Annotated in this window: 24 protein-coding genes; all 24 read left to right on the top strand. The window is 37.1% G+C overall.

The window, feature by feature from the left end; translation table 11 throughout:
* Positions 1–28: 28 nt before the first annotated feature.
* The gene (locus IPM56_15975) at positions 29–1,261 is read left to right on the top strand and encodes a hypothetical protein (GenBank protein QQS35718.1); all 1,233 of its coding nucleotides are present in this window, start codon (positions 29–31) and stop codon (positions 1,259–1,261) included.
* A gap of 114 nt (positions 1,262–1,375) precedes the next feature.
* The gene (locus tag IPM56_15970) at positions 1,376–2,659 is read left to right on the top strand and encodes an O-antigen ligase family protein (protein ID QQS35717.1); all 1,284 of its coding nucleotides are present in this window, start codon (positions 1,376–1,378) and stop codon (positions 2,657–2,659) included.
* 60 nt (positions 2,660–2,719) lie between these two features.
* Entirely contained in the window at positions 2,720–3,064 is a 345-nt protein-coding gene (locus IPM56_15965) for a four helix bundle protein (GenBank protein QQS35716.1), read from the top strand.
* Positions 3,065–3,136: 72 nt separating this feature from the next.
* Positions 3,137–4,999, top strand: a complete 1,863-nt coding sequence (gene asnB / locus IPM56_15960) for an asparagine synthase (glutamine-hydrolyzing) (GenBank protein QQS35715.1) — start codon at positions 3,137–3,139, stop codon at positions 4,997–4,999.
* Between the two features lie 553 nt (positions 5,000–5,552).
* Positions 5,553–5,846 (top strand): GIY-YIG nuclease family protein, encoded by a 294-nt coding sequence (locus tag IPM56_15955; protein ID QQS35714.1) that lies wholly within the window; start codon positions 5,553–5,555, stop codon positions 5,844–5,846.
* 587 nt (positions 5,847–6,433) lie between these two features.
* Entirely contained in the window at positions 6,434–6,994 is a 561-nt protein-coding gene (locus tag IPM56_15950; protein ID QQS35713.1) for a hypothetical protein, read from the top strand.
* A gap of 65 nt (positions 6,995–7,059) precedes the next feature.
* Positions 7,060–7,206, top strand: coding sequence for a hypothetical protein (locus IPM56_15945; protein ID QQS35712.1), 147 nt, complete (start codon positions 7,060–7,062; stop codon positions 7,204–7,206).
* Positions 7,207–7,314: 108 nt separating this feature from the next.
* Entirely contained in the window at positions 7,315–7,503 is a 189-nt protein-coding gene (locus tag IPM56_15940; protein ID QQS35711.1) for a hypothetical protein, read from the top strand.
* Positions 7,504–8,162: 659 nt separating this feature from the next.
* On the top strand, positions 8,163–8,519 hold the full coding sequence (locus tag IPM56_15935; protein QQS35710.1) for a hypothetical protein: 357 nt from the start codon (positions 8,163–8,165) through the stop codon (positions 8,517–8,519).
* Positions 8,520–8,550: 31 nt separating this feature from the next.
* Complete coding sequence (locus tag IPM56_15930; GenBank protein ID QQS35709.1) at positions 8,551–9,960, top strand: hypothetical protein; 1,410 nt, start codon at positions 8,551–8,553, stop codon at positions 9,958–9,960.
* A 4-nt stretch (positions 9,961–9,964) separates the two neighbouring features.
* Positions 9,965–11,827, top strand: coding sequence for an asparagine synthase (glutamine-hydrolyzing) (gene asnB, locus IPM56_15925; protein ID QQS35708.1), 1,863 nt, complete (start codon positions 9,965–9,967; stop codon positions 11,825–11,827).
* Positions 11,820–12,545, top strand: coding sequence for a class I SAM-dependent methyltransferase (locus tag IPM56_15920; GenBank protein QQS35707.1), 726 nt, complete (start codon positions 11,820–11,822; stop codon positions 12,543–12,545). Before asnB (IPM56_15925) ends, IPM56_15920 begins: the two co-directional genes overlap by 8 nt.
* A 9-nt stretch (positions 12,546–12,554) precedes the next feature.
* A complete protein-coding gene (locus tag IPM56_15915) occupies positions 12,555–13,664 on the top strand; it encodes a glycosyltransferase (protein QQS35706.1) in 1,110 nt (369 codons plus the stop codon).
* Positions 13,664–14,908 carry an oligosaccharide flippase family protein gene (locus IPM56_15910; protein ID QQS35705.1) on the top strand — a complete coding sequence of 415 codons (1,245 nt, stop codon included), beginning with the start codon at positions 13,664–13,666 and terminating at the stop codon, positions 14,906–14,908. Before IPM56_15915 ends, IPM56_15910 begins: the two co-directional genes overlap by 1 nt.
* Before the next feature lie 10 nt (positions 14,909–14,918).
* Complete coding sequence (locus IPM56_15905) at positions 14,919–16,091, top strand: glycosyltransferase (GenBank protein QQS35704.1); 1,173 nt, start codon at positions 14,919–14,921, stop codon at positions 16,089–16,091.
* Between the two features lies 1 nt (position 16,092).
* A complete protein-coding gene (locus IPM56_15900) occupies positions 16,093–16,962 on the top strand; it encodes a class I SAM-dependent methyltransferase (GenBank protein QQS35703.1) in 870 nt (289 codons plus the stop codon).
* Position 16,963: 1 nt separating this feature from the next.
* Positions 16,964–17,872: a glycosyltransferase family 2 protein gene (locus IPM56_15895; GenBank protein QQS35702.1), complete on the top strand. Its 909-nt coding sequence runs from the start codon at positions 16,964–16,966 to the stop codon at positions 17,870–17,872.
* Entirely contained in the window at positions 17,869–18,582 is a 714-nt protein-coding gene (locus IPM56_15890) for a methyltransferase domain-containing protein (GenBank protein QQS35701.1), read from the top strand. Before IPM56_15895 ends, IPM56_15890 begins: the two co-directional genes overlap by 4 nt.
* A gap of 14 nt (positions 18,583–18,596) precedes the next feature.
* Positions 18,597–19,520, top strand: a complete 924-nt coding sequence (locus IPM56_15885) for a class I SAM-dependent methyltransferase (protein QQS35700.1) — start codon at positions 18,597–18,599, stop codon at positions 19,518–19,520.
* 69 nt (positions 19,521–19,589) lie between these two features.
* Positions 19,590–20,138 (top strand): colanic acid biosynthesis acetyltransferase WcaF, encoded by a 549-nt coding sequence (gene wcaF / locus IPM56_15880; GenBank protein ID QQS35699.1) that lies wholly within the window; start codon positions 19,590–19,592, stop codon positions 20,136–20,138.
* A 380-nt stretch (positions 20,139–20,518) separates the two neighbouring features.
* Positions 20,519–21,268, top strand: coding sequence for a glycosyltransferase (locus IPM56_15875; GenBank protein ID QQS35698.1), 750 nt, complete (start codon positions 20,519–20,521; stop codon positions 21,266–21,268).
* A gap of 577 nt (positions 21,269–21,845) precedes the next feature.
* Complete coding sequence (locus IPM56_15870) at positions 21,846–22,457, top strand: nucleotidyltransferase domain-containing protein (protein ID QQS35697.1); 612 nt, start codon at positions 21,846–21,848, stop codon at positions 22,455–22,457.
* Entirely contained in the window at positions 22,450–22,857 is a 408-nt protein-coding gene (locus IPM56_15865) for a hypothetical protein (GenBank protein QQS35696.1), read from the top strand. Before IPM56_15870 ends, IPM56_15865 begins: the two co-directional genes overlap by 8 nt.
* Before the next feature lie 128 nt (positions 22,858–22,985).
* Positions 22,986–24,644: an undecaprenyl/decaprenyl-phosphate alpha-N-acetylglucosaminyl 1-phosphate transferase gene (locus tag IPM56_15860; GenBank protein ID QQS35695.1), complete on the top strand. Its 1,659-nt coding sequence runs from the start codon at positions 22,986–22,988 to the stop codon at positions 24,642–24,644.
* The last annotated feature ends 435 nt before the right edge of the window (positions 24,645–25,079 follow it).

Below are 25,079 nucleotides of genomic sequence, written 5' to 3'. Positions count from 1 at the left end.
TTTTTCTCACTCCATAATTTCTGCATCTTTGATAAAATTTAGTTCCGGTTTCAATAAGGGTATATTTACTATACCCAATTTTTTTTTAATCGGGACGACCATCGTCTCGCAAAAAATTATTCTTCTCCTTATAGCGTACTTCTTTACATCATTACAGTACAATACTTTTAACCGTGCTTATTACACTGCCTCGATTCTAATAATTTTCGGGACGCTTGGATTTGAATACGCGTTCACACGAATTGATATAAAGTTAAAAACAGTTGCAGTCGGTGTACTGATAAATGTTTGTGTCACCTTTACCATCCTTTATCTTTTATCCGAACCGTTTACTGAACTTTACCAGGTAGTGTCAGTTTTTGTGTACGCGCTGTTTGCAAGTCTCGGCGGCATATTTACGTTTCAATATCTTTTTCGCGGCAACACAAAAATGTATGTGGTTATGATGCTCACAAACGCCGCTTTACATATCTCAATCATTCCGGTGGTGAAAATATCAGATGCTGATATTTTTTTAGTGCTGCCGTTTGTAACATTAATCTGGTTTATGGCTGGACTAAAAGGATTTATAAGTTTTAACCATAAGACCGGCAGTTTGAAAACAGGATATGAAAAGCCGGATACTGATAAAAAGCTTGCTACACTTTATAAACTGGGACTAACAACTTTTATAATTAACAGTGCGGTTTCGTTATCCCTGGTCGCTGATAAGTATATCGTAAATCATTTTTTCCCGATAGAGACCGCTAACGCGTATACATTCTCGTGGGGACTGATTGCGCCGATATTCTACATCGGAAACCTTGTAGAGAAAATGATATACAGTTCAACTTCAAAAGATTCTATGAAGGTTTTTAGAAAAGCTTTTATAATTCTTTTTCTGCTTGTTGCTGCCTATTCCGTTTCTTTGTTGAGTGCAGTTAATTTTTTACCGCAGATAATACCTGCCTCCGTCAACACGGAATTGTTCATTGGTATTATCAGTTTTATGATAACAGGCTATGCTGTTTATTGTGTTATCAACTTCCCGGTTAACGGTTTCCTTTTTAAATTTGCCGAAGTATCAAAACAAAAAAAGATTGCGGCGTCCTATGTTCTGATACTCACAATAGTCCCGCTGTCATTCTTTTTGATCAAAGGAAGTTTTGTTGTTACCGACTATAAGACCCTGTTGCTGCTTATCTGGACATACATTTTTTCACTCGCGATAGTAAAAACATTAGTGGTTTTCTTTCCCAAAGCGGTGGTTATTACTAAATGAGAATGAAACAAAAAGACATTTCACGCAAAGTCGCAGAGACGCAAAGTTTTATAATTATTTTTTTCTTAGCGGCTTAGCGTCTTTGCGGGAAATAAATTTCAAACTATTCATTCGATGAACAATAATCTGAATAAAATAATCTCCTTCATAGTTCCTCTTACTGCTATGCTGATTATGTGCAGGGCATTTCCTGTGCTGAGTTTTTTTTATTATATACTCCCTGTAATACTTTTTCTTACTCTTGCATTTACGGTTTATCACTCTTACCGGAAAGAACTGCATCTCACTAAAGAGATTAAAATAATTTCATTAATGATTTTGTCCTTTGCGCTATGGGCATTACTCACTTCTATCTGGTCATCCTATCCGGTTGTATCAATTACGCGCGCGGGATATTTCATATTGATCTCTGTACCGCTTGTGCTGCTCGGTTATTTCTGGAAACGAGAAAATAAAAATGACCTGTTCGGATTTTTGCTGCCGGCTAACGTTATGGTTGTGATAGTGAGTATATATTCACTGTTAACTTCAAGTCCGGATGATGCATGGACTGGTGGGCACGGAATGGGGTTTATGGGATACGCCGGTCATCAGAACACATTAGCTTCAGCGTTAGTGTTTACTATGCCCGCGGTAATATATCCATTGATAAAATTATTTTCAGATAGAAGACAGAAAAATGACAACAGTCCGGTTAAACAGATTTCAGCAGTTCATTTATTCTTTTTCGTCTCACTTCTTATTCTTAATCTTTGTTTAACGATTATCACAGTTTCGCGTGGAGCAGTACTAACTCTGCTTGTACTGGCAGCTGTATTTGTTCTTTTAAATTTCAGGATGAGGACAATCGCAGTAACAATACTGATTGCCGCAGTGTTTATTACAGTTCTCTACTTCTCAAGTGAACAGGTAAGAAGTTTTACATTTAAAACTGAAAACACAATCGGTGACAGACGAAAGATAAATATCAACGCTACAATTGAAGCGGCTAAGCACGGCGGACTTTTCGGTATCGGTTACGGTATAAGTGAAACACCCTCAGATTCACTTACACGCGGAAGAATACTCGGTGATGAAAAAAGATTCGACAGGGAAAAGATGATAAGCTCACTGGCACTTGTTGAAGAAACAGGTTATGTGGGACTCACTTTGTTTCTTCTGCCCATAATGTTCGTCTTCATAAAACTCTTTAAAAGATATTCCGAATCAAAAAAACTTTCTTCATCAATAGATCTTACCAGGCGGACTGAAGCAGCATTCGCTATCGCCGTACTTGCCGCACTCATTTTTCACGCGCAGATTGAAGGCTGGTGGGTGGGAGTGGGATCGGTGCAACTGCCGGAATTTTTTTTAATGTTGAGTGTTGAATGTTCAATGCTAAATGAAGTGCAAATATGAAAGTTTAATTGTAGGAGAATAAGTAAAGGCTGAATGTTAAATGGTTAGTGAAGGTCAATAATGAACAAGAATGTGATAGCTGATAAATCATTTCAATTTGCCCTGGATATTATTCAGCTTTATAAAATGTTAAATCAAAAAAATGAATTTATTATTTCTAAACAATTGCTAAGATGTGGTACAAGTATTGGCGCGAATGTGGAAGAAGCCGGTGCTGCACAAACACACAAAGATTTTGTGACCAAAATGTCTATCGCCTCCAAAGAGGCAAGAGAAGCGCGGTATTGGTTACGTCTTTTGCAGGAAAGTAATCTGGTAAAAGACGATTATTCTAATTATATCTTTTCAGTTGATGAAATAATTAAAATACTTACTTCAATTGTTAAAACTGCGCAATCAAAATGAATTGTCTTCAATTTACAACTTAACATTTACCATTAAACATTAACTAACAAAGTGTGTGGAATTTTTGGTGCGGTGAATTTTAACGGGCGGCAGACTGATATCGATGCAGTGATCAGAGCGCGGGATATTATTACGCACCGCGGTCCTGATGATTCCGGTATTTTTACTTCGGCGGATATGAGAGCCGTGCTTGCGCACAGGCGTTTGTCGATAATTGATCTTAGTGAACACGGACATCAGCCGATGAGTACGGGTGACGGACGTTATACAATCGTTTTCAACGGGGAGATTTATAATTATGAGGAGCTGAGGGAAGGTATGGGGAAGGGGGGAAGCGGGGAGGGAACAGGGAATGAGGAGGAAATAGGCAAAGATAAGAACAAGTTCAGATCACATAGTGATACTGAAGTGCTGTTATATCTTTACGCGGAATACGGCGCTGAGTGTTTAAAGCTGCTGAGAGGAATGTTCGCATTTGCAGTGTGGGATGAAAAGGAAAAAACATTGTTCGCTGCAAGGGACAGGTTCGGGATAAAGCCGTTCTATTATCTGCATAACAATGGTGAGTTTGTTTTTTCTTCCGAGTTAAAAGCTATAAAGTATTACAAAGATAATTTAACAGTTTCATATAAAGCGGTTGACGCATTCCTCCGGACGGGTTCAGTTCCCGCACCGCTTACAATTTATAATGAAACATTATCACTTGAACCTGGTTCGTGGATAAAGGTAAACGCATCCGGTAAAGCGGAAATAAAAAGATGGTGGTCGTTTACTGATCTTGTTAAGAACAACACACAGAAAAAGGTTTATGATAACAACGCTAAGGAAATTATTCGTGAGGCATTATGTGACGCGGTGAAAGCACATTGCGTTGCTGATGTTGAAGTCGGCGCGTTTTTATCGGGCGGTATTGATTCAACTTCCATCGTATCGCTGATGAAGCAGACGGGTTATCATAAAATAAAAACAATTTCAATTTCATTCCCGGGCAACAAGCTGGATGAATCGAAGTACTCCAGGCTTGCGGCGGATCATTATTTCACCGCGCATTATGAATACAATCTTGAGGAGGGTGAAGTAATTGAAAGAATGTATGACCTGATAGGAATGATGGACCAGCCGACGATTGACGGTGTGAATACATATTTTATTTCACACGCGGCAAAGGATTTTGGTTTGAAGGTGGTAATGTCCGGGCTTGGCGGGGATGAGTTGTTCGGAGGATACCCGTCTTTTAAGAATGTGCCGAAGTATGACAGAATACTTAAAATGGCTAACACCATTCCCTTCGCGGGAATGATGATGCGTACGGGCGCGGGTTTATTAAAAAAGCGTCTGCCCGCAAAAGCGCTTGATGTTATGAACAACCCATCAACTGTTAATGCGGGTTTCAAGATGCAGCGCGGGTTGTTTACCGACAGTGAATTATCAGAGCTTGGTTTCAGTTTTAACGGTAATTCATCGAAGGATATGATATTTGCCACAGAGTCGGAGGGACTGACGGCGCTGCAGAAAATATCGCAGCTTGAGTCGATGTGGTATATGGGGTGTATGCTTCTGCGGGATTCGGATGTGTTTAGCATGCTTAACTCACTTGAGCTTAGAGTGCCGTTCGTGGATCATAAGCTTTATGAAACGGTGCTGCCTTATCTTGATAAAAGTTTTGACACACGCTTCCCTAAACGAATGCTTGTTGAGGGAACGGGCGATCTGCCCAATGAGCTTGTGTTCAGACCGAAGATGGGTTTTACTTTTCCTTTCGTAGACTGGATTAAATCCGGGAAGCTTGGTGTGATGATGAAGGATTCTTTGCTTACGGGAAAGCTGAGGTACTTTGACAAAAAAGGTGTGGAGAATCTTTTTAACAGGTTTGAGTCGGGAAGAATACACTGGTCGAGGTTGTGGGCGGTGAACGTTATTGAAAAGTTTCAATAGTTAAGAATTAATAGTTATGAGTTCTGAGTTGGAAAGAGAATGATGAAGGAAGGGGATGCTGGATGCAAGATACTGGATACCAGATACAGGATACCGGATACTGGATGCAGGAAGGAAAGTGAAAGAAAGAATGTTTGATTGAATATCGAATATCGAACAAGGAATAATGAATGAAGAAGGAAGAAAAAGAAGAAAATTAAACGCTGAGTCGCGGAGGCGGGGAGAGAAAACAAAAGCAGCCCGTCATTCGGGCTTTGTTAATCCGCCTCTGGTGGAGCCCGGAATCTGCGAAGAAGTGAAATGTTGAAGGACTAGGAAGGAAGAGAAAGAAATTGTTTACCACAGAGACACGGAGAAAAAAAGGAAGTGCATTGTCATTTCAAATGAAGAAAGAATTTCAGGTAAAGTAAAAGAAAAGTGATGAGATATCTCACCCCCGAAATGAAATAGCAATGAAGGGGATTCGATATGACAAAAAAAGAAACAACTTGTCATTTCGAACGAACCAGAGTTTTCACGAGGTGAGGAGAAATCTCAAAGCAGTTGGTTAGAGATGAAAAATCATAATTACTACATCTACCTGCTAACAAATAAGAACAATTCAGTTCTGTATACAGGTATGACGAACGATTTAAACAGAAGGGTATATGAACATAAAAATAAATTGGTGGAAGGATTCACAAAAAAGTATAATGTTGATAAACTCGTGTATTTTGAAATGACTTCGGATGTTAATGCGGCAATCAGAAGAGAGAAAGAAATAAAAAAGTGGAGGAGAGAAAAGAAGAATTGGCTGGTCTTAAGTATGAACCCAGAATGGAAGGATCTGTCGGGTGGTTTAATCTGAGGGGATATCTCACCCCCGAAACGAAATAGCAATGACGGGGATTCGATATGACAAAACAGAAACACACTGTCATTTCGTAGGAGTCATAGACTGAGAAATCTCAAAGCCGATGTGTAAGAGATATCTCACCCCCGAAACGAAATAGCAATGAAGGGGATTCGATATGACAAAGAAGAAACAAATTGTCATTTCGAACGAACCCCTAGTTTTCACGAAGTGAGGAGAAATCTCAATGCCGATGTGTAAGAGATATCTCACCCCCGAAATGAAATAGCAATGACGGGGATTCAATATGACAAAACAGAAACACACTGTCATTTCGACGAACAACAGTTTTCACCCAGTGAGGAGAAATCTCAGCAAAGAAAAAGAACAGGTAACTTTGAACAGCAAAAGGCTTTTAATATAACCGGATGAGAAATTATTTATGAAGAATTATATGAAACAATTATCAGCAGATAAAAAACTGATGTTGTCATTGAGGCTTTATCATTCCGCAAAGGAACTTAAGATGAATTCTCTTAAAAAATTTCATCCGGAGTTGTCGGAGGCGGAGTTAAAGGAAAAATTAAGAAGGATATTTCTCCATGCAAGAGATTAACCTGTTTGCATTATACACCGAGGTATTAACTAAAAATAATATCGAGTATTTTATAACAGGCTCTGTAGCGTCAATAGTATATGGTGATCCGAGGCTGACTCACGATATTGATCTCGTTGTGAATCTCAGCATCTCACAGGTTGGGGATTTTGTTAAAGCATTTCCGTCAAAAGAGTTTTATTGTCCACCGCAGGATGTGATCATTACTGAGTTGAACAGGTATTCAAGGGGACATTTTAATTTGATCCATCTTGAAACCGGGTTTAAAGCTGATATTTATTTTACGGGAAAGGAAGAACTGCAGCATTGGGCAATGCAGAACAGAAAGCAGATTGAGTTTGCCGGCAGTATGATATTCGTCGCGCCGCCTGAGTATGTCATCATAAAAAAGTTAGAGTTTTTCAGAGAGGGCAATGCACAGAAACATCTTTCGGATATTAAATCTATTCTTAATAATTCAAGTGAGCTGATCAATTTTGATTTTCTTAGTGAACATATCGACGCCGCAGGATTGAGATCTGAATGGGAGGCAGCGGAAAAGTTTTAATAGTTGAGAATTAATGGTTATGAGTTTTGAGTTGGAAAGAGAATGATGAAGGAAGAGGATGCTGGATGCAAGATACTGGATACTGGATACAGGAAGGAAAAGGAAGAAGAGTTTTAAACGCAGAGACGCGGAGGCGGAGAGAGAAAACAGAAGCGTATTGTCATTTCGAACGGAGAGAGAAATCTCAGGGAAGAGAAGGAATGTTTGATTGAATGAATGAAGGAGAGTGCTGGATACCGGATACCGGATACTGGAAGGGAAAAAGAAGAATGAATGATTGAATATCGAATCCGCCACGGCGGACAGGTTCTGAACACGGAATGATGAATGTTGAAGGAAGAGGATGCCGGATGCAAGATACCGGATACAGGAAGGAAAGAGAAAAAGGAATGATGAATGATGAAGGAAGAGAAGGAAATTTTTTACCACAGAGACACGGAGAGAAAACAGAAATGCATTGTCATTTCGAACGAAGAGAGAAATCTCAGGGAAGTGAAAGAAAAGTTTAATTGAATATCGAATCTTGAACAGGGAATGATGAATGTTGAAGGAAGGAAAAGAAAAAGAAGAATTTTAAACGCAGAGACACGGAGACGCAGAGAGAAAACAAAAGCGTTTTGTCATTCCGGACAACGATCCGGAATCTGCGAAGAAGTGAAATGTTGAAGGACAAGGAGGAAAGAGAAAGAAATTGTTTACCACAGAGACACGGAGGCACAGAGAGAAAACAAAAGCAGCCCGTCATTCCGGCTTTGTTAATCCGCCTCTGGTGGAGTCCGGAATCTGCGAAGAAGTGAAATGTTGAAGGACTAGGAGGGAAGGAAAAGGAAGAAGAGTTTTAAACGCAGAGACGCGAAGGCGGAGAGAGAAAACAGAAGCGTATTGTCATTTCGAACGAAGAGAGAAATCTCAGGGAAGAGAAAGAATGTTTGAATGAATGAATGATAGTGCTGGATACCGGATGCCGGATACTGGATGCAGGATACTGGAAGGGAAAAAAAAGAATGAATGAGAAATTACAGAAGTGAATATTGAATCCGCCATGGCGGACAGGTACCGAACAAGGAATAATGAATGTTGAAGGAAGGGAAGAGGAAGCTGGATGCAAGATGCTGGATACCGGATACTGGATGCAGGAAGGAAAAGAACAAGAAGAATGAATGAGTGAATGGAGGAAATACGGGATGGAAATGGAATTGGAGAACCTGGAAATGGAGTTGGGAAGTTTGGAAATGGGGTTGGGAAGAATGGAAATGAGGCTGGAAGTTTTGGAAATGAGACGGGGAAAGCCGGAAATGAGAGGGGAAGTTTGGGAATTGAACCAAGTCATTGCAGAAATGAACTTAGTATTTGCCGATTTGAACAGAGTAATTGTGGAAATGAACCGCGCAAGTATGGAAATGAGATGAGTAGGTTTGGAAATGAGAGAGGAAATTATGGAAACAATAAAAGTAAGTCCGGAAATGAGACGTGTAAACACGGAAATGAGGAAAACAAGCTGTTTTTGTGGAAAAGTCATATTTAAAAACGAATGAGCCGGAGAGTTTAGTAGACAAATGTTAATGTTGGTTATTGGGGTATTAGTAGTACTGGCTTCAATATATCCTTTTGCTGTGCTAGAGAAACCAGTTCTTAATTGGTTTTTATTATTTACTGCAGATGCAGTTATAATTACAGCCGGATGGATTTTTAAAAAAGATTTTCTGGAAAAGAATTTGTTTTCACCGCGTTCAATTTTTTCTGGTTTAACGATACTTCATTTTGGATTTCCTTCGATACTTCTTTCATATAAAAATAGTTTTGTTAATAAAGCAATGTACGCAGATATCAATTCTGCTATTCTCATGGTATTAATTTCACTTCTATTTTACTATTGGGGATATAAATATGTATATGGTAAAACAAAACATCTAAAGCTTGCTGATGTAACCCCAAGCTTTAATGAAACCAGAATTACAAAGACAATTATTGGGCTTTTAATTGCTGGTTACATATCACGTTTTTTGATAATTATAAGTGGCGGTTATTTTCAGATTTCCCGGGCAACACAAGTTGAAGATTTAAAGGGGCCATTTTACAGTATCTTCTACACTGTCGAAGAGTTTCCATTATATGCTCTTTGTCTCGCAGCTATAGCCTTATGGGCAAAAAGAGAAAGTCGCACAAAACGTAAATGGAGTTTTATAACATTAACTATAGGGTTGTCAGAGTTGTTATACTGGTTGATCTCGGGAAGAAAAGAGCAGACAATAATGGCATTCTTATACCCATTTATTGTTTACAATATTATGACATTAAAATTGCCTTCTAAAAAAGTAATCCTAACTTTCATAATATTTTTAATGCTCTATTTTCCCTTCAATTTTTATTACCGCTATCTCTTGCAAGCAGGTGGATTAGGTGCCGTCAATCCAATTGAAGTATTGACGAATCCTGAATTTTTAGGACAGTTAACAGAATTTGAGGATATGAATCAGAATGAAAGCGGAGGATTATTAGAACGAATAAATCTGATGGAATCTATCACCGGAGCGGTGAGTATAAAAAATCATGGTAAGTGGGAGTCATTTCCTGGAGAAAATTATGTTTCCGCAGTTTATTCTATAGTACCAAGATTTTTATGGCCAGGCAAACCCGAATTTCATTATGGGAACGAATTTGGACATGCTGTTGGAATACTATATCCACGCGATGACATAACATCAATCTCAGTCACTTTTATAGGAGAAGCATATTTAAATTTTAGTTTTGCCGGAGTGGTTGTCATAGGTTTTTTTGGAATTTTCTTCGCATACTTTTATAAACTTATCTTTTCTTCAAAGAACTATCTGACATGGTTGTTTGTATACCTCACTATTCTGCCGACGTTATTATACTTTGGCGGAACATTTACCTTGTATTTCGGTGGTTTGATCAAGCTAGTTCCATTCAGCTATCTCATTGGTTATTATTGTTCAAAGAAATGATAATATGTGCGGCTTTTTAGGTGTAATTAAATACAAAAATATCTTTGAAGAAGGTAAAATCAGACAAAGAATTGATTATGCTAAAAGATATTTAAACCACAGAGGACCAGATCAAAATGATTTCTTTCTAAATGAAAGAATTGCACTTATTCATACTCGTCTTTCAATAATTGATACAAGCTTACAAGCAAGACAACCCTACTTTGATTCTAATCATGAATACGCATTGGTGTTTAACGGAGAAATTTATAATTACAAAAATTTATATGAAGAGCATCTTAAGAATATTCCCGGTGTAAATTCACACAGCGATACGTCTGTATTGCTTTATCTTTACCTTAAGTACGGCAAAGATTGTCTTGATCTTTTAAACGGAATGTTTGCATTCGGAATTATTCATGTTCGGACAGGAGATTGTTTTCTTGCGCGGGACAGATTCGGGGAAAAGCCACTATACTATCGTCTCGATAATGAAACCCTTGAATTTTCATCAGAGTTAAAAACAATAATCAAAAATTCTGGAAGAAACTATGAAATTGATTTAGAATCACTTGCCTGTTTTAATATACTTGGAATAATTCCACAACCCAAAACGATTATAAAAAATTTATTTGCGTTGGAGCCTGGCAGCTGGATGGAAATAAAAAATGGCGGTGAAGTAAAACAAGGGGTGTACTGGTCACTGGATAAAATTTTTCATAAAACGCCGGAGACAGTAAACTGGGATCAAAAAAAAGTAATTGAGAAAACTAAATTTTTATTCGAGCAAGCAGTTAAGTCAAGATTGGTGAGCGATGTACCATTAGGCATTTTCCTGAGCGCGGGATTTGATTCCAATGCAATACTAAGTGTAATCACATTTCTCGATAAACATGACATCTATCCCATTACATTAGATTTCGATGAAAATATTTTTGCCGAAGCAAAGGACGCGGAACGTGCCGCGATTTACTTTAAGACAATATTCTATTCTGAAAACTTAAAGGCGGATTATTTTCATAAAAATCTTCCAACGTATTTTAATGTGATGGATCAGCCCCAAATAGATGGTTATAACACTTTTTTTGTAAGCGATATTGCGCAAAGGTTTGGAAGAAAAGTCTGGCTGAGCGGAACCGGCGGTGATGAACTATTTGGAGGTTATCGTTCATTCCAAAGATTTAAATTCCTTAAAATTTTATCAAGGGTTGGAAGTTTTCTTAAAGCTGGTCTGCTGATAAATGGTAGTTTCAATGTAAAACACGGAAGAGTTAAACAAATGTTTAGTTCAGGCGACGGATACAGCAGGGCTTACCAGTTTTCAAGAAACCTATTACCATTTAATTATTCCAATTCATTGTTACCAAGCGGTCAGTTAAAACTTGAGACTGAAAACCTTGATAGAATTTTTCCTTATACAAATTTTTTGAACGATGATTTTCAGGCCGCCAGTTATCTTGAATCGAAGTTCTATTTAATGAATCAACTTCTTCCATCAATAGATAATTTTTCAATGGCACATTCAATTGAAGTTCGTACTCCATTCCTAGAGCACAATCTTTTTGAATTTGTTTTTAATCTTACCAAAGAACAAAAAGTTTATAATAAATATCTTAAATCACTACTGGCTGACGCGGTGCCAATTCCATTACCGGACGTAACACTTTATGGACCAAAAAAAGGTTTTGATTTTCCATTGGATAAATGGATGAAGGATGAATTTGAAGAAACATTCCGGGAAACTGTGCTTGATAGTTCGAATTCGAAGTACTGGAATCTTTCAGTTGTAGAAGAGCTGTGGAAGCAGCACCGTGAAAATAAAATTAGCTGGCGTCTGTTATGGACTTTTTATGTTTTTACGAAATGGCTTGAAACAATAAATGATTAATTCAATAAATGATTTTTACATAGACAATTTTCTTTCGGATTTTTTTACATCACTTGAAAAACCCAGCGGAACAATACTGGATCTCGGCTGTGGTATGCAACCTTACCGGAAATACTATGAATCTCGTTTTTCTAAAATCATCACAGCAGATGTAGAGAACAGAAGCGGAAAAACGGATGTAATGCTTACTTCTGAAATTCTGCCCTTTGAGAATGAACAATTTGATTTAGTACTTTTCACAGAAGTAATTGAACATATTCCTGACCCTTTCACTGCGATAAGGGAAGTTTCGCGTATCCTTAAACCCGGCGGCACACTACTTATTACGTGGCCATTTAATTATCCAATGCATGAAATACCTAATGATCATTTCCGCTATACAGAATTTCAAATGGAGAGATTGTTAAAGAACAATGAGATAAATATTATAAGATTGAAACGACGAGGTAATAGCTGGTCAATTCTACATACAATAGGATTTCAATATGGACTTAACATCAGTGAATTTTTAATACGAATTCCGATTGTAGGGAAGATATTTATTCCTGTGAGTTGGTTAATCAAAAAGCTACTTGAATTTTCGAACAAAATTCATTATTTGATTGTGAAAGATTTTAAGTCACTCAATCCAGATAAAACGGGTGATGGTTTGAAAGGTGTTATGGGATCATTTGCCCAGTGGACATTAGGCTATTGTGTTATCGCAAAAAAAATATGAGAAATTGAATTGAAGACTGTAGTTTTTCTTGTACCATCTTTAGCACCAGCCGGTTCAGAACAATCATTTCTTAGAGTTGCAAACTCTATCGCAGAAGCTGGTAACAAAGTCTCTGTAATTATTTTTAGTCCACGACTCAATTTACTGAGTCATCTGAATGATAACATTAAAGTCTTTAAGCTAAATGGCAAAACTTCAAATCCTGTTTTCCTGATGAAACTATATTTTGTTTTAAAGAAGATTAAAGCAGATGTTGTATTTGGATGGTCACTATATGCTAATCTTGCAGCTTTACTTCTAAGTCCGAAGAAAATAAATTCGAAAATCATAATCAGTGAACGAAACTATTTCCCGACAGGATTTAAACTTGAAAAGAATAAACTCACAACTTTAAAATATAAACTCACTTTAATTGCTATAAAAAAACTATATCCCAAAGCAAATATCATAACAGCAAACTCATCAATAAATGTCCGGTTTCTCAGATTATTTATTGGTAAAGGACCTAAATATGAACTGCTTCCCAATTCAATTGATCTAAGTGACATCGAAAACAAGTCAAATGAATTCAGTGTCGAAAACACAGGAGAAAATATCTTAAAAGTTCTTGCGGTTGGAAGGCTTGAATTGCAAAAAGGATTTGATCTTTTGTTAAGAGCGATTCATTTAGTTAAAGAAAAGATCAATCTAAAATTAATTATAGTTGGTGATGGATCGCAAAAAACAAAGTTGAAAGACTTACAAAAAGAACTTAGACTAAATGATGTTGTTACGTTCGAAGGATTCAAAAGTAATCCATTTCCATATTATAAATGGGCTGATATATGTGTGCTTTCATCACGGCACGAAGGTTTTCCTAATGTTCTTGTTGAAGCTATGGGAAGCGGGAAAGCGTGTATTGCGGCTGACTGTCACACAGGTCCTTTTGAAATTACAGAAATGGGCAAACTAGGAATACTTTATCCTGTTGAAGATTACAAAGCACTTGCAGAAGCTATTATCAATCTGGCAGCGGATCCGGAATTGCGAAAAGAACTCGGAAAAAAAGCCCAGCAAAAAATAAAAAGTGAATATGATTACAGCAGGATGAAAAATATTTATTCTCAAATTATAGACTAATGCAAGATAATTTAGCGGTTAAAAGAAAATTAAAGGAAAATTTTTCTTGGGTTTTTGTAATAAACCTTATCATCGGGCTGATAAATTTTTTTACGGCAATATTTTTTGCGCGCCATCTTGGGCCTTCGATAATGGGAGATTATGCTACTATCATAGTAAGTTTCGAATTGACTTTTTCATTCCTGAGTTTTGGCTTTAACCAGTTTGTTATCTCAAAAAAATATGAAGATGATAGTTACAATGTTGCACTTACAGCGATAGTTTTCCAATCTGTGTTTTTAGTGATTTTATTTTGTCTGTTTTTCTTTGTATTAAGTTTTATAGAACCACAATGGACATCACATTTTATTGTCCCACTTTTCCTAATAATGTGTTCAAAAATATTATCATTGTTCAATCTGATGTTTTATTCAAAACTTGAAACAGAGTTCAATTATAAAAAAATAAGTACATCAAGATTTGTTTCTACGATTCTGGGATTAGGGTTTGCATATACCTGGTTTTTTCTATTTGCTGATCTATATACACTTATACTACGCGATTTCACTGTAGCTGTTATATTCATAACGATTACATATTCACAGGTAAAACCGGAATTAAAATTAAATTTTAACCGATCTAGTTTTAAAGAACTTTGGAAATTTTCATCTTCAATGTGGGTTTTAAACTTTCTTGAACATTCAATAACAAGGTTAGATTATGCTTTAGTCGGATTTCTTGCCGGTAAGGATTCCCTAGGTATTTATTTTACGGTACGTAATATAGTTGAAGGACTGCTCGGTTTTATTTTGAATCCTGTTCAAACGGTACTTTTGTCTTACTACACAAAGCTTAGAAAAACTTCGGGTTACTTTCTATATCTTATCAAAAAAATTTCAATCATCTACATCCCCTTGGCGTTTGCGTTTACATTATTGGTATGGTTATTAAAGGATTTTGCGATCACCACCTTACTAGGATTGAAATACCGGACAGGAGACGCGCTGTTAACAGGATTTGCAATTTATTTCTTTTCTATAATCTGGTTTGAAAATATAAAAGTATTTACAATGTCAGAAAGAATTCATAGTCGTATGATTTTACCGCGCATTATGCAGATAATAGGTTATTCATCAATAATCTTTCCGTTGTACAATGTTTTCGGTTTTTGGGGTGCAGGTTTCGCGACTGGTTTTGCAGCTTTAATATTGACATCCGTAGCAACACTAACAGCCACTCGGTATTTTAACACGCAAAAGTTGTAGTTTAAGACAAATGAAAATCGCATGCATAAGTCCATCCTTTTATCCTGCTTTTTACTATGGTGGTCCCATATTTTCCACTTATTACAATGCTTTGGAATTATCAAAGTTAGGTGTTGAGATTTATGTTTCAACAACCGACGCAAACGGCGATGAAAGTCTTGATGTTAAAACAAATATGTTTATTGAGCATACGAAAAACTTTTTTATAAAATATTATTCTCCATCGACTAAGAATGGTTTTTCATATAAAATGTTTGGCGGTCTAAAAAAGGACATTGAGGATTCAGACATTGTTTATACACAATCGGTATTTTCATTAAGCACAGTTTTAACTTTTTATTTTTCAAAAAAAAGTTTAAAACCGTTAATATTCTCACCTCGCGGTCAGCTTGGTGAGTGGTGCTTAAATGCCGGTAGTTCATTTAAGAAATTGTGGTTAAGGTTTTTTATAAAACCTTATGCTGATAAAATTCACTGGCATGTTACATCTGATCAGGAAAAGAACGAGGTTCTTGCTGTATTCCCCGGTTCAAAAGTGAATGTTATTGCAAACGGAATTGATCTTAATCAGTTTGAATCGGTTAACGGTTTTAAGGATAGAAGGTATTATAAACGATATACTTCGGGTAAAAATTTTTCAAACATTATTGTTTCTATGGGAAGGCTTCATTCTAAAAAAGGATTTGATATTCTTATTGAAGCTATTAAAGGTGTTACTGAAAAATATCCGGACACTGCGTTATTAATTGCAGGTGAAGATTACGGTGAAAAAAGAAACCTGGAGGAAACAGCTATTCAAAATGGTTTGTCGAATAGTGTATTTTTCACAGGTCAGATAAATGATGTTCAGGAGAAAATAGATTTTTTTTCAAACGCTGATATTTTTGCTTTACCGTCCCACAATGAAAATTTCGGGATTGTTTATGCAGAGGCACTTGCCGCAGGGACTCCGGTTGTTGCAAGTACCGGAACACCCTGGGAGATAGTAGAGGAATTTAATTGCGGTAAGTGGGTAGAAAATACAAGTGAACAGTTTCAAAAGGCTATTGAAGAATTACTCGGTTCTGATGTTGCCGGGATGGGTAATAACGGAAGAAGATTGATAGCAGAAAAATTCGGCTGGTCAGCTATAGCAAAACAATTCAAAACAACATTCGAAGAAATGCTTAGTGAAAGAGAATAAATTGAAATGCCTTATTTGCGGTAACAACGTTTCTGAAGAGGTTACAAGCAATACATACAGATATTATAAATGTTCAAATTGTAATACTTCACAGGTTTTACCACAGCCATCAACAAAACAATTGAATGACTATTATAATTCATTCCATCTTTCTGATACGCAGGGCGGAACGTATGATTGGGTTGAAGAAAGGATGAAAGCCGATTTTGGTACCAAAGCAGTTTTAATAAGTGAACAGGTAAATAATAAAGATATAAAGCTGCTTGATGTGGGATGCGGTAAAGGTTTTTTTGTGCAGGAGTGTGTTAAAGCAGGAATGCATGCCCAAGGTATTGATGTTTCTGAGTCCGGGATAAAGTATGCAACAGAAGTTTTAAAAGTAAAGGCTGAGTGTAAAGCAATAGAAGAAGTCGTCGGCAAACCTGAATATAAGTCTGCGTTTGATGTTGTTACATTATGGGCAACAATTGAACATGTTCCTGAGCCTTACACTTTACTGAAGTCAATCTATTCTTGTTTAAAACCTGGCGGTTTATTTATTCTCGATACAGGTATGGGTAATGTGAAGGAAGAAAAATATTTGTCAGGTCATTCACAGTGGTATGATGCTTTGCAGCATTTGTTTGTTTATAGTGAAGAAGGTTTAAGAAAAATTTTGAAGGACACCGGATTTAGAATCGAATCTGTTAACCGGAATTTTGAACGAAATTCTTTAAGAAGATTTGTAAAGAACGTACGACATATAATGATATGTTTTGGTTCGTTTGTTTTGCTAAGACCTTTACTAGGCAGTGCTGGTTTTAATTCTATGAAGAAAGAATCCAAATGGCCCATCGGAAAATTAATTCAAATTGCAGCTTATAAGAATTGATATGGAAATGCCTCTAAAAGTTACTGCTATAATTCTAACATTTAATGAACAACGCAATCTGCCTGCCTGTATTGAATCGATTAAAGATTATGTTAATGAAATAATTGTAGTTGATTCGATTTCAACTGATGAAACAATTGAAATTGCACAGAATTATGGTTGTAAAACTTATCAGAACAAATTTATAAACCAGGCAAAACAATTTATATGGGCTACAGAAAACACTGAGATAAGTAATGAGTGGATTTTAAGAATAGATGCAGATGAACGCTGGACAAAGGAAGGATTTGAAGAACTCGGCAAGTTGATAAGCAGTGATTCATATGACGGCATTTATGTTAAGATGAAAATATATTTTATGGGCAGGTGGATAAAACGCGGCGGATTTTATCCCAATTATTTTTTGCGTGTTTATAAAAAGTCGCGTGGACGAATGGAAGACAGGTGGATGGATGAACATATTAAGGTTGAAGGTAAAACAATAATCTCAGGCATAGATGTAATTGAGGCGAATTATGACAGGCAGCAGAATATTACATTATGGACAACGAAGCATAATAATTACTCTACGCGTGAAGCGGTTGAGTTCCTTATCGCAAAGCACAATCTTAATAAACTGGATAGTGTTGCAAATCTGTTCGGCAACAAAACTGAGCGAAAACGCTGGCTAAAGGAAAAATTTTATTTCAAAGTTCCTTTATTTGTTCGCCCCTTGTTATACTATATACACAGGTACATTTTTAAATTCGGATTTCTTGACGGTAAAGAAGGATTTATTTTTCACTATTTGCATGCATTTTGGTATAGGTTCTTAGTTGATGTAAAAGTCTATCAGCTTGAATCTCTCTCAAAGAAGGAGAAAAAAAGTATTTCCCAGATTATAAAAAATCATTATGACATTGATTTATGATTTCGGAAAAGGTTTTCAAAAAGTTTTATTCTGATAGAGCAAAAAGTGGAACGAGAATATTTTATGAATTAATTAATTCTCATTTGAACTATGAAAGCGTCGTTCTTAATCTTGGTGCTGGGCCAACCTCGATTGAAGAAAACAGAAAATTGAAGGGTAAAGTAAAAAGATATGTTGGCGCAGATATTGATCCTTTAGTTTTAGGGAATTCTGATCTCGATGAAGCTTATGTAATAGAAAATGGTGTGCTTCCATTTAATAATGCAACATTTGATTTTGTAATTTCAGATTTTGTATTAGAACATATTGAAACTCCACTCATTTTTTTAAGTGAAGTTCATAGAGTAATGAAACCCAATGGTTCTTTTTTTTTCAGAACACCTAATCGAAATCATTATGTGCCTCTGATATCATATTTAACCCCACACTGGGTACACGTAAAAGTATCTAATAAAGTAAGGGGACTCCCCAAAGAGACTCATGAACCTTACCAAACGTACTATAGAATGAATTCAAAACATAAACTAATGTCTCTATCAAAGCAGGTTGGTTTCTCAAAATTCGAAATTAAACTAATAGAAACTGAACCGATGTATCTTAAATTCCATATAGTTCCGTTTCTTATTGGAGTTGCCTATGAACGAATAGTAAACAGATACAATATTCTTTCTTTTCTTAGAGTAAATATATTGGGAAGATTTGAAAAGTAATATTATTAACAATTATGAATAACACATTTAGATCATTTAATCCAAACTCATTTAACAATCCGGAAAAACTACCTCAATCACAAGAAGAGAGGGATGAATGGTTAAAAGCCGACAGAGAATTTTGGGAAAACAATCCGATGCGTTATGACTGGCATGACGGAATAGAGCGGAAAGAATTCACAAAAGAATTTTATGATGAGATAGATAAAAGATTTTTTGAAAATGTAAAACCATTTGCTCCCTGGAAGAATATTCCATTTGATGATCTTATACCCTTTAATGAACTAAGGGATAAAAAGGTTCTTGAAATTGGAGTAGGGAACGGAAGTCATGCTCAGTTACTTTCACAATACTGTGCCGATTACACGGGTATTGATATTACCGATTATGCAATTAAGAGCACATCCACCAGATTGAAAATAAATAAGCTAAACGGAAATATTCTTCAAATGAATGCGGAGGAGATGAAATTTGAAAATAACTCATTTGATTTCATCTGGAGCTGGGGTGTTATTCATCATACGGCAAACACATTTAATGTTTTAAAGGAGATGAACAGAGTATTAAAACCGGGAGGAAAAGCGGTTGTGATGGTTTATCACCGCGGCTGGTTTAATTATTATCTGGTTGGATTCCTGTTCCTGGGATTATTGAAAGGCGATATATTTAAAACCAAATCATTGCACAAAACTGTTCAGAATTTTTGTGATGGGGCGCTTGCAAGATTTTATACTCCATCAAGCTGGGAAAAATTTGTCTCGCAGTATTTTCGGGTTGAGAAAACTTTTATAAACGGAAATAAAGCGGAGATACTTCCAATCCCGGCAAGTGGAATTAAATCAAAATTGCTATCTATTATTCCGGATTCAGTCTCCAGATTCATGACTAAAAATTTGAGAATGGGGTCGTTTTTAATTTCAAGAATGAATAAGAAATAAAACTTCGCGTCTTGGCGAGAGAGAAAAAAAATTTCACGCAAAGTCGCAAAGCCGCTAAGGAATAAACAAATGAAAAAAGTAGCTCTAAATAAATTCGATAACAGCTGGTACAAGCCGGGGAGTGTGTTCAAACGGTTTGTGTGGTATTTCAAGAACGCGTTGTTATTAAAGTCTTCATTGCCATGGCCGAGTTCTTTTAAGGTTATGGCGTTAAGGTTCTTCGGAGCTAAGGTCGGTAAGGGTGTTAATATCAAACCTTGTGTAAATATAAAATATCCCTGGCTGTTGAAGATCGGTGATCATGTGTGGATAGGTGAGAATGTATGGATTGATAATCTTGCCGAAGTGGAGATAGGGGATAATGTAAGTATATCACAGGGCGCGATGCTGTTAACGGGAAATCATAATTACAAGAAGGAAACTTTTGATCTGATAGTCGGGAAGATAAAGATTGAGGAAGGCGCGTGGATAGGTGCGCAGTGTGTTGTTTGTCCGGGTGTGACGGTAAAGTCGCACAGTATATTGACAGTCGGCAGTGTGCTGACAAAGGATACGGAACCGTATATGATATACCAGGGAAATCCGGCGGTGAAGGTGAAAGCACGAGTAATAGAGTAATGTATAATGTTTAGTGTTGAATGCTAAGTGCTTAATGATTGGGAAGGAAGATGGTTGATGTAAAATGAAAGTTGGGAAGGTAAATGTCATTTCGAACGAACCAAAGTTTTCGTCAGGTGAGGAGAAATCCGGATGAATAGATTAGGAGATATCTCACCCCTTGAATGTAATAGCATTGATGGGGATTCGATATGACAGGGAGGATTGTTGATGTGAAAGGGAAAATGGTGAGGGAAAGTTTCTCGCAAAGACGCAAAGCCGCAAAGGATTTTTTAAACTTAGTGCATCTAAGTCGTTAATGTTTTAATTCAACACTTACAATTAACTATAATTTCTCAACTCTTCATTCAGCATTTAACACTTAACCTTTAACATTATTAATGAAGTTTACAGTTATCACCGCGGTATATAATAACGAAGCGCACATTGAGGATTGCATCAAAAGTGTGACGGCGCAGAGTTACGGCGATGTTGAGTATATAATCGTCGACGGCGGTTCGACTGATGGTACTGTTGATATTATAAGAAGGTATGAATCCCGTTTGAGCAAGTGGGTGAGTGAAAAGGATAGTGGAATTTATGACGCTCTTAATAAGGGAATAAAACTCGCAACGGGTGATGTGATCGTGTTTGTTCATTCGGATGATATGCTTGCTTCGGATGATGTGCTTCAAAAAGCCGCTGATGTTTTTAATAAAAAAAACTGCGACTGTGTGTTCGGAGACCTGTTGTATGTTTCCAGGGATAATACCGGTAATGTTGTACGGTACTGGAAGTCGGGTGTTTACCGTCACAGCAGTCTGTTCTTCGGATGGATGCCGGCGCATCCGGCGTTTTATGTCAGGAGGAAGGTGTATGACGAGCTGGGGTTGTTCAATACTTCTTTCCGTATAGCCGCTGATTATGATATTGTGCTGCGGTTTTTACATAAGGGTGAAGTATCCGCTGAGTACGTCCCTGAGGTTTTTGTGAAGATGCGAACGGGCGGTGCGAGTAATAAGAGCGCGGGGAATATTATCAGGAAAAGCAGTGAGGACTACCGGGCGCTGATGTTGAACGGGTTTTCGGTTCCGTGGCTTACGTTGTTTTTTAAGAATGTTAGGAAGCTGCCGCAGTTTTTTAAGAGGTGAAACGTGAGAGGTCAAATGTCAGAGGTAGGATGGAGGTCGATGCCGGATACAGGATACCTGATGCTGGAAGGAAAAGTGGAGTAATGTTGAGTTTTGAATTTTGAACGTTGAAGTGGGAAACGCGGAATGGAAGTGGCTTAGTGATTCTAAGTGCTCTTAGTGACTTAGTGGTGAAAAAGTATTCTGTTAAGTATGCAGATGCTGAAACAAGCCTGCCTGACGGCAAGGCAGGTTCAGGATGACATTGTTGAGGAGGACAAGGTTTGGCGAGACCACTATAGCAATGTGTCATTCCGAATTCATTTCGGAATCTTGAATGAAGAAGAAAAATGCTGGAACTGATACAGATCCTGAAACGAGTTCAGGATGACATTTTTCAGGATGACATTTTTCAGCATGACGGTAAATACAAAATGTCATTCCGATGGCAGTGTCATTCGGAATCCGGAATTAGGGCGGACAGAAATTACGATGCGGTGAAAAAATCTCTAACAAAAATTTGGAAGGGCAGTTATTAATTGTAATTTTATGACTATAATTATAGTCATTTGACTTAAATAGTAGCCGAAAAAAATAAATGAAATTCAACAAGCCACTCGAACTTTTATTCAGCGCACCGAGCAATGTATCAGTGCTGCGTGTTTTGAATGAGCGCAATGCCGGTATTTCAGGCAGGGAGGCTGCGAGACTCACCGGGCTTTCGCTGCGAACTGTACAGGTTGCATTATCAAACCTGGAAAGTACAGGAATTGTAAAAAGATTTGCAGGCAACCGTGAACATTTATTTGTAATTAACAGGAAAAATTTTTTTTCAGCAAAGCTGGCAGAAAAAATTTTTGATGCGGAGGCAGAGTTCCGCAGCGGGATACTTTCAACAATCAAAAAAGCGTTTATCAAGGATGTTGAGAGTATTATTTTATTCGGCAGTGCGGCGCGGGGAAATGATAGTGTGAACAGCGATCTGGATGTATGTCTTATTTATAAAAGAGACAAGAAAATCCTGGAAGAAAAGGCATCTTTGGTTAGAACAAAATTATATGAAGTTTACGGGGTTACGTTTGCGCCTGTATATTTTAATATTGGTAAGTTCCGGGAAATGGCGGTGAAGAAAGAAAATCCTGTAAAGGAAATTTTAAAAGAGGGGAGGGTTGTTTATGGTAAATCTACGGTCAGGATATTGAATGGTTAAAAAAGTTTCTGCCAAAAAATTTGATGCAGCAGGATACAGGCGGTTTATTACAGTCGCTGAAAATTTTGACGATGCTGCATTGCTGGCAGAAGAATTTGAATATTTTAATTCATCGGGTGTTCTTTATATTCTTTCAGCTATTGCTTATGCCGATGCTCTTACAATTAAACTGACCGGGAAGAAAAGCAGCGGAGACAATCACTATAATGTTATCCATTTGATGGAAGAAACTGTCCCTTCAGGAAAAATTAATAAAAAGGCAATGGACTGTTTCAAGTCACTCATCGATCACAAAAATCTTATTTCTTATACTGGGGATGTTTATCGTAAAAAGGATATATTAAAAATCAGGAGACTTTATGGTTCATTTAAGGAATGGGTTGTTACTCTTCTGACTTAAAAAATCAAAAAAATAAATGATGATTTTCTTTTATGAAAGAATTACAATCAAAGTAAAAAAAGCATAAATTAGGTATGTCAATAAAAAAATTTTTCAGTTCGGGCTCTTTTTCAAATAAAAAATAAGTAATGACCTATTTACTCATCTTCTTTTCGAGTCTGATACTTACGATTTTCTTTACACCGTATGTAATCAGCTATTTTAAGAAAGTAAAAATAGTTGATAATCCCGGTGCACGTAAGATCCATACAGAAGCGATACCGCGTATGGGCGGGATAATAATTTATTTTATAGTTGTTATCTCATTGTTCAGTTATTCGAGTGACCTGAACAGCCTGAGGATGGTGATCTTCGCGTCGACTTTTATCGCTATTTGCGGAATTATTGACGATATGGTGGGTCTGCAATGGACTGTAAAGTTCTTCCTGCAGGCTTTGTCGGCGGGCTGCCTGATATTTTTCCTTGAGCCGTTCTTTAATGAAATAATTTTATTCGGTATCTCTTTCCCTTATCCTTTTGATCATATTGTGCTGGGTGTGTTTATACTCGGTGTGATAAATTCAATAAATCTTCTTGATGGAATGGACGGGCTTGCAAGCGGATTTTCTCTTTTTATCTCTCTGATTGTTTTTGCAATAGCGTTTTCAGTGAATAATACTTTTTTAATGGTGCTTACTGCTAGCCTGGTTGGAAGTCTTTTAGGGTTCCTTAAGTTCAATGCTTTCCCGGCGAGAATATTTCTCGGTGATACGGGTTCGCTTACGCTTGGGTTTTTCTTAGTGCTATCCGCTGTGCTTGTTACGACGGATTTTAATCATGGCAGTCTTGATCTTACTTTTGCTGTGATACTGCTGGGTGTGCCTATAGTCGACACATTAAAAGTAATGGTAGTAAGAATGATAGAGCGGAAAAGCCCGTTTCTTGCGGATGCGAGTCACCTTCATCATATAATACTGCAGAACAATATCCGTCACAAAACCACCGTGTTTATTATACAGAGTTTCACATTGATATATGTCGGTTCCGCATTTTATTATGTGAAGTATTCGAAGTCAATTGCGGTGATAGCGTTTATACTTGCGTCGCTGTTACTGATATTCGTCAAGCCGCTGCTTAAGGTGATTTTACGGAAACCCGCTTTTCTTAATTCGCTTCGAGCTATAACAAATATTCCGGAAGACTTAGTCAGTTTTTATAAAAAGTATTTTGTGCCTGTTTCGACTATTGTAATGCTTATCCTGTTTGTGTCTCTTCTTCCGGGAAAGACTGAAATAGGTCAGCAGATAATTCTTCTGCTTATCATTATTACGCTGCTTCTGCTTTCAATTTCTTTTTACCAGAATCTTCAGACGAGGTTGTTCAGCGACGTATATGTGCTGATTAACATATTGATATTCATTTCTCTTACAAATCTGTCAATCCCGCTTATCACCGACCTGCAGGTGAATTCGAATATAATCCAGAAAACCGCGCAGGGAAGTTTTATTGTTTTGTTTGCGGCGATAATCTTTTTCCTTTTGTCGAAGGAAAAAATATTCAGCGAGAAGCTTACATTGCTCAGCGGTATTGATCTGATAATGCTTGTGCTAATTTCGCTTGCTACTATAATTCAGAATTTTATCGGTCCTATAAAGATCGATTTCCTCGGAGCTAATCTTATACTCGGGTTTGTAATTTATTTGTGGTATAAGATCATTCTTTTATTCAATTCATCTTACACGCGGTATTTGTTTTATATGTCGTTTGCATTGCCGCTGCTTTCACTGCTGCTGCTGTATTTTTCGTAACATACTAGTGCGGCTTAAGCCAATGCAGATGCTGAAACAAGTAGAGATCCTGAAACGAATGCAGATGCTGAAACAAGTTCAGCATGACATTGTTCAACGTGACTTCAAAAACAACCTGTCATTCCGAACTTGGTTCGGAATCTAGAATGTAGAAAGAAGATCCTGAAACGAATGCAGATCCTGAAACAAGCCTGCCTGACGGCAAGGCAGGTTCAGGATGACATTTTTAAGGATGACAGGGTTCAGGATGATTCAAGAAACAAGGTGTCATTCCGAACTCGGTTCGGAATCTAGAAATCAGGGGGAAGTTGCTGAAACAAATACAGATCCTGAAACAAGTTCAGCATGACAGGGTTCAGGATGATTCAAGAAACAAGGTGTCATTCCGAACTCGGTTCGGAATCTAAGATATACATTGAAGGAATTGTAAAGAAC

It is taken from the genome of Ignavibacteriales bacterium (assembly GCA_016700155.1).
In the GTDB taxonomy this organism is placed as follows: Bacteria; Bacteroidota; Ignavibacteria; order Ignavibacteriales; family Ignavibacteriaceae.
Note: the sequence above shows the minus strand (reverse complement) of the source record. Positions and strands in the feature narration are given on the sequence as shown.

What these genes read in the sequence shown, in the direction of transcription:
- IPM56_15895 (QQS35702.1), top strand. Translation starts at nt 16,964, where the DNA reads ATGGAAATGCCTCTAAAAGTTACTGCTATAATTCTAACATTTAATGAA.
- IPM56_15865 (QQS35696.1), top strand. Translation starts at nt 22,450, where the DNA reads ATGGTTAAAAAAGTTTCTGCCAAAAAATTTGATGCAGCAGGATACAGG.
- IPM56_15920 (QQS35707.1), top strand. Translation starts at nt 11,820, where the DNA reads ATGATTAATTCAATAAATGATTTTTACATAGACAATTTTCTTTCGGAT.
- IPM56_15935 (QQS35710.1), top strand. Translation starts at nt 8,163, where the DNA reads ATGGAGGAAATACGGGATGGAAATGGAATTGGAGAACCTGGAAATGGA.
- IPM56_15870 (QQS35697.1), top strand. Translation starts at nt 21,846, where the DNA reads ATGAAATTCAACAAGCCACTCGAACTTTTATTCAGCGCACCGAGCAAT.
- IPM56_15930 (QQS35709.1), top strand. Translation starts at nt 8,551, where the DNA reads ATGTTAATGTTGGTTATTGGGGTATTAGTAGTACTGGCTTCAATATAT.
- IPM56_15885 (QQS35700.1), top strand. Translation starts at nt 18,597, where the DNA reads ATGAATAACACATTTAGATCATTTAATCCAAACTCATTTAACAATCCG.
- IPM56_15955 (QQS35714.1), top strand. Translation starts at nt 5,553, where the DNA reads ATGAAAAATCATAATTACTACATCTACCTGCTAACAAATAAGAACAAT.
- IPM56_15965 (QQS35716.1), top strand. Translation starts at nt 2,720, where the DNA reads ATGAACAAGAATGTGATAGCTGATAAATCATTTCAATTTGCCCTGGAT.
- wcaF (QQS35699.1), top strand. Translation starts at nt 19,590, where the DNA reads ATGAAAAAAGTAGCTCTAAATAAATTCGATAACAGCTGGTACAAGCCG.
- IPM56_15890 (QQS35701.1), top strand. Translation starts at nt 17,869, where the DNA reads ATGATTTCGGAAAAGGTTTTCAAAAAGTTTTATTCTGATAGAGCAAAA.
- IPM56_15945 (QQS35712.1), top strand. Translation starts at nt 7,060, where the DNA reads ATGCAAGATACTGGATACTGGATACAGGAAGGAAAAGGAAGAAGAGTT.
- IPM56_15950 (QQS35713.1), top strand. Translation starts at nt 6,434, where the DNA reads ATGCAAGAGATTAACCTGTTTGCATTATACACCGAGGTATTAACTAAA.
- IPM56_15970 (QQS35717.1), top strand. Translation starts at nt 1,376, where the DNA reads ATGAACAATAATCTGAATAAAATAATCTCCTTCATAGTTCCTCTTACT.
- IPM56_15910 (QQS35705.1), top strand. Translation starts at nt 13,664, where the DNA reads ATGCAAGATAATTTAGCGGTTAAAAGAAAATTAAAGGAAAATTTTTCT.
- IPM56_15860 (QQS35695.1), top strand. Translation starts at nt 22,986, where the DNA reads ATGACCTATTTACTCATCTTCTTTTCGAGTCTGATACTTACGATTTTC.
- IPM56_15940 (QQS35711.1), top strand. Translation starts at nt 7,315, where the DNA reads ATGATGAATGTTGAAGGAAGAGGATGCCGGATGCAAGATACCGGATAC.
- asnB (QQS35708.1), top strand. Translation starts at nt 9,965, where the DNA reads ATGTGCGGCTTTTTAGGTGTAATTAAATACAAAAATATCTTTGAAGAA.
- IPM56_15875 (QQS35698.1), top strand. Translation starts at nt 20,519, where the DNA reads ATGAAGTTTACAGTTATCACCGCGGTATATAATAACGAAGCGCACATT.
- IPM56_15905 (QQS35704.1), top strand. Translation starts at nt 14,919, where the DNA reads ATGAAAATCGCATGCATAAGTCCATCCTTTTATCCTGCTTTTTACTAT.